The organism is Coleofasciculus sp. G3-WIS-01 (assembly GCF_040223135.1).
In the GTDB taxonomy this organism is placed as follows: Bacteria; Cyanobacteriota; Cyanobacteriia; order Cyanobacteriales; family Coleofasciculaceae; genus Coleofasciculus.
In genome coordinates this window covers 43,166-50,691 of record NZ_JAVJZI010000143.1, presented here as the reverse complement: position 1 = coordinate 50,691, position 7,526 = coordinate 43,166, and the positions used below count along the sequence as shown (strand labels likewise).

Sequence of the window (7,526 nt, the reverse complement as noted above, 5' to 3'; positions counted from 1 at the left end):
CAATGGACATTTCTTTCCTTTGTGGACATAAGTGTAACCGTCAGCTTTCCAGATTAGCTCGAAATACTTCCAGTTGATGCTTTGCAGTTTTCCTTTAACTGTAGTCAAGTCAAAGACCCGACCGGCTCTCACTGTCACTCGCCCAACATCTGTTCCTTGATTTTTCCCGGTGGGGACAATGGCGCGGACAATATCGCCTGTCTTAAATCCATGAAACTCTTTGGTGCGAGTTCTAACGCTATGACTGCCATTTTTCTTCTGACGCGGGAAGCCAAATTTATTGATTTGTGCCATTTGCCGATTCCCATGTCCTGTTGCCTTGATCACCAAGGGATTAATGTTTCGAGTGATTAAATTTTCTGGGGTTGATTGTCCTACGCTTGCAGCATCCAGCCAATGGGTTTTCGGTAAACCTAAACGGGTACGATTAAACTTTGTCCTGCCACCTGTCCCTGTTTCAACTGGTAAACCTGTAGCCATTAACTGGCGATACAACTTCCATCGGGTAGAATTGACGGCAGCCGCATCCAATTGGGGACGTTTGGCTTGAGCTAATATTCGTTGGAGAACATCCGGTTTCTTCTTGAGAAACTGCTCTACAGATTGGGTTCCTTTTTTTAGGTTACATGACTCACAAGCTAGACATAGGTTAGAAACCCGGTTGCTGCCGCCCTTGGATTTGGGGTGGATGTGTTCAACTTGCAAAGGAACGTCAGAGGCTCCACAGTAAGCGCATTGGCGATTCCACTTAGTTAGCAGATACTCCCGGACTTCGTAACCAAACAGCTCTCCCTGCTGATACTCGATACCAGCTATTTCCGGGTTATTGAGTCGCTGAGTATCGAACCGTACCAGTTCCATTGAAATAAAAGAAATTGGAGCCAACTTTCTCAACCGATTTACCCAAGTTAGAGTAGTGTCTACCCGATGTTGGAGACTAGGAGCCAACCAACCGATGGGACGGAAGCGGTTGAATCGAGGCTTGCGGTATCGAGTATGACGGTTCCGGCGTCCCCGGCGAATAGCACGACGGCTCTCTAGAGTTGCCTTTATTGCCAATCCGCGATGGCTCAACTCAGCCGCAAATACGACTCGCAGACCTTCTAAGATGGCGAGTCCAGTTACTTGGGAACCGGGGTCAATTTTCAATCGATGTTCTTTCACAACAGGATTTTTCACCTCCTGCTTTAAGATGATGGTGAAGGGATACCGCTTCCACACGGCTGCTCTGCCAGAGGAAAGCAGTAGTCTGGCTTTGGCGGGATGACAAGTATTTAGTGGCTCCAAGTTTTGATTGATTACGAAAACTCGCATAATGCGAAACTCCTATTACTAGGGTAAATTGTGCCTCGTCAATGTTATTAAGGCTTGTTGTGCCTAAGTCACTGGTTATACCTAAATCACCTGTTTAAACCTAGACGGCTTTTAAACTATGAGCTGGCAAGCACCCATAGATTCCATGACCCCAATAACGTAGCGTTTGCTGAGACTGGCTATCCATCAATGGAATGATCGTGTTGTCCACGGTTGTCCAGTGTTAGGCGGATAGCGATGATTCAACCCATACCTCCATTCTCTGTTGTATCAGGATACCGTCCCCAGGCTGAAGACACCAGTGTAGAAACAGATAAGCTGACGTTTCACTTGCTCCGACAACAAACACCAGGCGAACGGTTGAAAATGGCAGCATCGCTGACAAAGAGTGCCCGCAAGCTCTCATTGTGTTCTCTTCGCCAACAATTTGCACATCTTTCCCCAACCCAGTTCGCCCAAAAAATTGCCAGAGCATGGTTACAAGAACATTGTCCTGCTAATTACATTCCCACCATCAAGTCAGAAATGTGGATTCAGGATTCGGTACAGTTAGCGGTTAAACTTCATCCCATTTTTACCGCATTGTCCATTCCCTATTACATCACGGGTGGAATAGCAGCAATCGCTTACGGTGAACCCCGCACAACACAGGATTTAGATTTGGTAATCGGGATTTCTCCGACTGATATTGATCGCCTTACCGACGCCCTCAGCGAGTGTGGTTTTTCTGTGCCTAGCGTTGTAAAATTGGGTCGGATGAAAACCCTACAAATTACCGATATGGAGAGCATTAGCCGTGCTGATTTGCTGATAACCGGAACAGAGGAATTTGATCGCCTGAAGTTTGATCGCCGACGGGTGATTGAGTTTGAAGACACGATGCTTTATTTTGCTTCTCCTGAAGATGTTATTTTAAGTAAACTAAGATGGAGACAGAGTTCAGGTTCGGAAAAACAATGGCGTGATGTCTTGGGAGTTCTAAAGGTACAAGGGGAACAACTTGATTTTGATTATTTATGGGAGTGGGCTGAAAATCTGGGTTTAGCACTCGACCTAGACAGAGCCTTTACCGAAGCTGGCTTGTTTGGTTTTTGAGCTTCAGTGGTTCCCTGATTTTTTTCTTTCTTTTTAGAGCGCGATCGCATCCGAGGAGGAAGTATTACCAGCCATAAGCTGCACTCAAAATAATCGGACAAATTATTGTACAATTGCCATTAATTCCCTAACCGTCTCTGTACAACCCTTACCGATAAGATGATTGACGAAACTCTAAGCAAAGAACGCCAGTTTCATGATACCTGGGCAGCCGCCATTGATGTCGATGGTATTCGCGTGGCTGAATATTTTGAAGCCTGTACTGCTCCCGAAAACCGATTTATTCTGCAACAACTCGGCGATATTCACGGTAAACGTCTCTTAGACTTAGGCTGTGGTGCGGGTGAAAATAGCGTTTACTTTGCCCAAAAAGGAGCGAATTGTGTAGCCGCCGACTATTCACCCGGAATGGTAGAGGTGGCGCTAAAATTAGCGGTGGCTAACGGCGTTAAAATTGAGGGGCATACAGCGAATGCTATGGCATTGGATTTTGCCGATAATACGTTTGATATTGTTTATGCCTCCAATTTATTGCACCATATTCCCGATCCCAAAATCGCGCTACGGGAAATGCACCGTATCCTAAAACCCGGAGGAAAAGCCTGTTTTTGGGACCCGCTGAAACATAATCCTGTGATTAATGTCTATCGGCGTATGGCGACTGAGGTGCGTACTGATGATGAAATGCCGTTGGATATTAATATTATCAAGGTGGTTAAGTCTCTGTTTTCCCAAACAACCTATGATACCTTTTGGCTGGCAAGCCTTTGGATTTTCTTGCGCTTCTATTTAATTGAAAAGGTTAATCCCAATAAAGAACGTTACTGGAAAAAGATTATTATTGAACATGAACGATTAAGTCCGACTTATCGGCAGTTGGAGATAATCGATCAGAGTCTGAAAAAGATTCCTTTGATGAAGCGGTTGGCGTGGAATATCGCTGTTGTAGCGACTAAATAGAGTCTGCTGAAAAATTGTATGTTTGACCCTTCGATTAGACTCAGGGCAAGCTTTTAATAATATTGGTTAAGACGCGATCGCGACTTCCTGGGTAAAACTTTCTGGGGGTATTCTGGAAAAGAATAGCTCACGAGACTCTTGCCTAACGAAACCTGCCATCACCGCTTGCTGCAAATGAATGAATGCTTTCAAGTCTTCTGTGCCATATTCCCTAGACAGAAGCTGGCGCAGTTGATTTTCAGATTCCGTGGTTAAATAACCCGTTAATAGCGCTTGTTGAGTAATCTCACAAATTAGATTCATGCCTTCTTGTCCTCCTTTAGGTATCTGTTGAAGATAAGCTGGAATTGTATCACCAACTGTATCTAAATCTATGATGGCACTGCCATGGCAACCCAGGATTGCTACCGAAAAAGACGTAATCCTTAAGGGTTTGTTTCAAGGGTTTACCAATACAACCCACGTTCTTGATGAAAGATTAAATTTAATTACACAAATGCTTGACTTAGTTGACAAATGCCTAAGGTTTATAGTTAGTAAGTTAGCTAAATCCTTCCAGTTTGGGTATCCTTCTGAAGAAAGAATTAATCTAAATTAGCTTTAACCCAAAGGCGGGGGATGGGCAGAACCTAACCTAAGAACCAGTTCCCCTCCACGCGATCGCTTCGGGTGCGTCCAGAATTGATATGGCTGTGAAAGGCGTTGCCTGGTATAGTTAATGGCAAAAACTAAAACGATAGAATCATTATCTATTCCTGCTACCATGAAGTCTTACCTTGCCGCTGCTGTGCAAATGACAAGCCTGCCTGACCTAGAGAAGAATCTGGTTGAGGCAGAAACACTGATTGAACTGGCGGTGCGCCAAGGCGCCCAGCTAATTACCTTACCGGAAAACTTCTCATTCCTTGGTAAAGAAGAAGACAAAGTGGCACAAGCTCACGCGATCGCCCTCCAGAGTGAAAAGTTCCTCAAAACCATGGCACAGCGATTCCAAGTCACTCTGTTGGGGGGAGGATTTCCTGTGCCTGTGGACAATACAAAAGTTTACAACACCGCCTTACTCATCGATCCCAATGGGGTCGAACTGATGCGTTATCAAAAAGTCCACTTATTCGATGTGAATGTCCCCGATGGCAACACCTATCAAGAATCGAGTACGGTAATGGCTGGGGATCAACTGCCATCGGTTTGTTACTCCGAAACACTGGGCAACTTGGGAGTATCGGTGTGCTATGATGTTCGCTTCCCAGAACTTTACCGTCATTTAGCTGATAAAGGGGCGGACATTTTGTTTGTTCCGGCTGCTTTCACTGCGTATACGGGAAAAGATCATTGGCAAGTCCTACTCCAAGCACGAGCCATTGAAAACACCTGTTATGTGATTGCACCCGCTCAAACGGGACGTCATTACGCGATGCGTAAAACCCACGGTCATGCCATGATTGTTGACCCTTGGGGGGTGATTTTAGCCGATGCAGGCGATAAACCCGGTGTCGCGATCGCAGAAATTAATCCGACTCGCCTCTCCCAAGTTCGTCGCCAGATGCCATCTCTAGAACATCGGGTTTTTATTTGATTAGTCACTGGTCATTTGTCATTTGTCCTTGGTCATTTGTCCTTTATTTTTTGGATGTGTGACCACAGAGGGATTAGACCACTAGTTTTGCCGTAAAAAATTGTTAAGTCTAAATTTACAACATAAAACCTATGGATGCTACAGAAATTCGGTCGCGTTATGCCGCAGGTGAAAGAAATTTTCGCAGTGTCAATCTAATTGGTGCTGACCTAAACCAAGCTGACCTGAGTTATTGTGACTTGAGCGGTGCTAACCTGAGCGAGGCTAATTTGCAGGGTGCCAATCTCACCGGTGCGGATCTAATTTTTACCAGCCTCAGCGATGCGGATTTGAGGGGTGCGAACCTGAGTGAGGCAAACTTGATTGGCGCCAAGTTGGGTGTTGCCAACTTGAGTGAGGCAAACCTGATCGGTGCCAACTTAATTAGTGCCGAACTCAGTGGTGCTAACCTCAAGAGCGCCAGCCTGAGTCGCGCTTATCTGAGTGATGCGAGTTTAATTAAAGTTAACCTGAGCGACGCTAACTTAAGCGGTGCTAATCTAAGTATTACCAATCTCATTGGAGCCGATCTCAGTGGTGCTAACCTAATTAGTGCTGATCTCAATGGGGCTAACTTGATTGAAGCCAATCTTAGTGGTGCCAATTTAAGTGAAGCCAAATTGTATCGAGCCAACCTAGCTCATGCCAAGCTAAATGGAGCATTATTGTGCCATGCAGATCTGCGCGACGCCAACTTAGCTAGCGCGGATTTGACCGATGCCAATCTAGATCAAGCTAAGCTAGAAGGAACCCTGATCAGTTTGACTGGAGATTCCCAAACCAGTTCCGTGAGATAGGATTCCGGTATCCTCTGGTTCGTGCTAGAACCTAGCATTGGGAAAAGCTAGTTCAAGCTGAATTCCCAAGACACAAAACCTACCTACACCTATGGATGCAAACGAATTTCGGTCACGTTATGCAGCAGGAGAGCGAAATTTTCAGAATGTTGACCTGCGTGATGCCGACTTGCGTGATGCTGACTTGCGCGATGCTGACTTACGGGGGGCTGACCTCATGGGTGCTGACCTACGTAATGCTGACCTCAGTGATGCTAACTTACGAGATGCCAAACTGATTGGAGCGGATCTCAGTAAAGCTGACTTGATTATTGCCACGCTCAGTAATGCCGATCTCAGAGATGCTAACCTCAAAGATGCGAATTTAATTGGCAGCAAACTTGGCGTTGCTAACCTGCGGTATGCCAATCTCAATGGCGCTAACTTGAGTGGGGCTGAACTGAGTTGTGCGGATATGAGTCATAGCAGCCTGATGATTGCTTACCTGAGCGGCGCTAACCTGATCAAAGCGAATTTGAGTGATGCTGATCTCACAGGCGCTAATCTCAGTATCACCAACATGATTGGAGTCAATCTCACCAATGCTAACCTGAGTGGGGTTAACTTGAGTGGCGCGAACCTGATTGAAGCCAATCTCACACAAGCTAAGTTAAATGGAGCGAATTTAGGTCGGTCTAATTTAGCCTATGCCAAGCTAACTGCGGCGATTTTAAAAAATGCTGATTTAAGCGACGCAAATTTAGCTGGGACAGACTTGACAAATGTCCAACTTGATAGTACCAAACTAGAAGGAACAATTCTTGAGGTCACATCTTTAAACTTAGTTGAATGAATTGGATAGTTCTCCCCGCAACTGTAGAGACGTTGCATGCAACGTCTCTACAGAATTATTTTGTCCGACTACTTATGGCGAGTACAGCGCAACTACAAACCTAGCACCTATTCCAACTCATCAGGATCAACCCCTAACTCCCGCAATCGTGCAGCCAAGCGTTCCGCCCGTTCCTGTGCTGTAACTGCTTCCTCCTCCGGCGTTAAAATTAATTCTCCCTCAAGCGTCATCCACCGCAACCACAGACGGTTAATCCCCCGAAAACTCCCCTGCCATAGTCCTAAACTTAACTCTAACTCCGGCACCAATAACCGATTATCAATGAGGTTCACTGGTGCGTAATGACCCCCGACTAAATGAAACGCCTGTAGTTCATTGGTATAACGACTAAAAACAACTGAGTAAGGAATCCGTAAAATCTGCTCATACACTTGCCACTTTGTCGGCGGATTTCCGGGGGTTTGCACTTTGCGCCCCAAATCTTCTTCTTGTGTACCGGGCGATAATAATTCCACCACCACAAATGGATTCACCTCTTCTTGCCAAACCACATAACTTAAGCGTAAATCCCGCCCTTCATACAACCGAGGTACACCCACCACTCCAAACCAATCCGGACGCTTGTACCACTGTGGATGGGTAACACTATAGTAAAGATTCAGATCACAAGCAGAAAATACCAACTCCGGATTCCAGTTAGCGGGTTGAAATGTGAGAAACAGCAGTAGCGGTTGTAAAAAATGAAACTCGTCGGGCAATCCAGGTTCCTCCGGGTTATCACTCGGTAAATCATACATCGTCGGTAGGGTTTGCCGAGGTGAAAGGGGTGGATCAGATTGAGCTGGAAGCTGAACCATGAGGATTGATCGTGGTTTTCTTTTAGGGATTAGTTTTAGGGTAGCTAATTATGAAA

Annotated in this window: 8 protein-coding genes; 5 read left to right on the top strand and 3 right to left on the bottom strand. The window is 45.6% G+C overall.

Going from position 1 to position 7,526, the window contains the following annotated elements; all coding sequences use genetic code 11:
• On the bottom strand, positions 1-1,314 hold a 1,314-nt coding region (gene iscB, locus RIM23_RS14355; RefSeq protein WP_446367913.1), incomplete at its 3' end, for an RNA-guided endonuclease IscB.
• A gap of 237 nt (positions 1,315-1,551) precedes the next feature.
• On the opposite strand from iscB, the gene RIM23_RS14350 reads away from it, so the two are divergent.
• The gene (locus RIM23_RS14350; RefSeq protein WP_446367912.1) at positions 1,552-2,409 is read left to right on the top strand and encodes a hypothetical protein; all 858 of its coding nucleotides are present in this window, start codon (positions 1,552-1,554) and stop codon (positions 2,407-2,409) included.
• A gap of 159 nt (positions 2,410-2,568) precedes the next feature.
• Positions 2,569-3,369, top strand: a complete 801-nt coding sequence (locus RIM23_RS14345) for a class I SAM-dependent methyltransferase (protein WP_446367911.1) — start codon at positions 2,569-2,571, stop codon at positions 3,367-3,369.
• Between the two features lie 66 nt (positions 3,370-3,435).
• On the opposite strand, the gene RIM23_RS14340 is transcribed toward RIM23_RS14345, so the two are convergent.
• A complete protein-coding gene (locus RIM23_RS14340) occupies positions 3,436-3,672 on the bottom strand; it encodes a hypothetical protein (protein ID WP_446367910.1) in 237 nt (78 codons plus the stop codon).
• Positions 3,673-4,132: 460 nt separating this feature from the next.
• Here RIM23_RS14340 and RIM23_RS14335 point away from each other — a divergent pair, with 460 nt between their 5' ends.
• The 3 genes from RIM23_RS14335 (at position 4,133) to RIM23_RS14325 (ending at position 6,613) form a co-directional block, all read left to right on the top strand.
• Positions 4,133-4,945, top strand: a complete 813-nt coding sequence (locus tag RIM23_RS14335; RefSeq protein ID WP_446367915.1) for a carbon-nitrogen hydrolase family protein — start codon at positions 4,133-4,135, stop codon at positions 4,943-4,945.
• Between the two features lie 131 nt (positions 4,946-5,076).
• Positions 5,077-5,781, top strand: coding sequence for a pentapeptide repeat-containing protein (locus tag RIM23_RS14330; protein ID WP_446357982.1), 705 nt, complete (start codon positions 5,077-5,079; stop codon positions 5,779-5,781).
• Positions 5,782-5,872: 91 nt separating this feature from the next.
• On the top strand, positions 5,873-6,613 hold the full coding sequence (locus tag RIM23_RS14325) for a pentapeptide repeat-containing protein (RefSeq protein ID WP_446367909.1): 741 nt from the start codon (positions 5,873-5,875) through the stop codon (positions 6,611-6,613).
• A 107-nt stretch (positions 6,614-6,720) separates the two neighbouring features.
• Here the strand turns inward: RIM23_RS14325 and RIM23_RS14320 are convergent, their stop codons facing one another.
• Positions 6,721-7,470 carry a Uma2 family endonuclease gene (locus RIM23_RS14320; RefSeq protein ID WP_446367908.1) on the bottom strand — a complete coding sequence of 250 codons (750 nt, stop codon included), beginning with the start codon at positions 7,468-7,470 and terminating at the stop codon, positions 6,721-6,723.
• Positions 7,471-7,526: the final 56 nt, after the last annotated feature.

What these genes read in the sequence shown, in the direction of transcription:
- RIM23_RS14350 (WP_446367912.1), top strand. Translation starts at nt 1,552, where the DNA reads ATGATTCAACCCATACCTCCATTCTCTGTTGTATCAGGATACCGTCCC.
- RIM23_RS14345 (WP_446367911.1), top strand. Translation starts at nt 2,569, where the DNA reads ATGATTGACGAAACTCTAAGCAAAGAACGCCAGTTTCATGATACCTGG.
- RIM23_RS14340 (WP_446367910.1), bottom strand. Translation starts at nt 3,672, where the DNA reads ATGAATCTAATTTGTGAGATTACTCAACAAGCGCTATTAACGGGTTAT.
- RIM23_RS14335 (WP_446367915.1), top strand. Translation starts at nt 4,133, where the DNA reads ATGAAGTCTTACCTTGCCGCTGCTGTGCAAATGACAAGCCTGCCTGAC.
- RIM23_RS14330 (WP_446357982.1), top strand. Translation starts at nt 5,077, where the DNA reads ATGGATGCTACAGAAATTCGGTCGCGTTATGCCGCAGGTGAAAGAAAT.
- RIM23_RS14325 (WP_446367909.1), top strand. Translation starts at nt 5,873, where the DNA reads ATGGATGCAAACGAATTTCGGTCACGTTATGCAGCAGGAGAGCGAAAT.
- RIM23_RS14320 (WP_446367908.1), bottom strand. Translation starts at nt 7,470, where the DNA reads ATGGTTCAGCTTCCAGCTCAATCTGATCCACCCCTTTCACCTCGGCAA.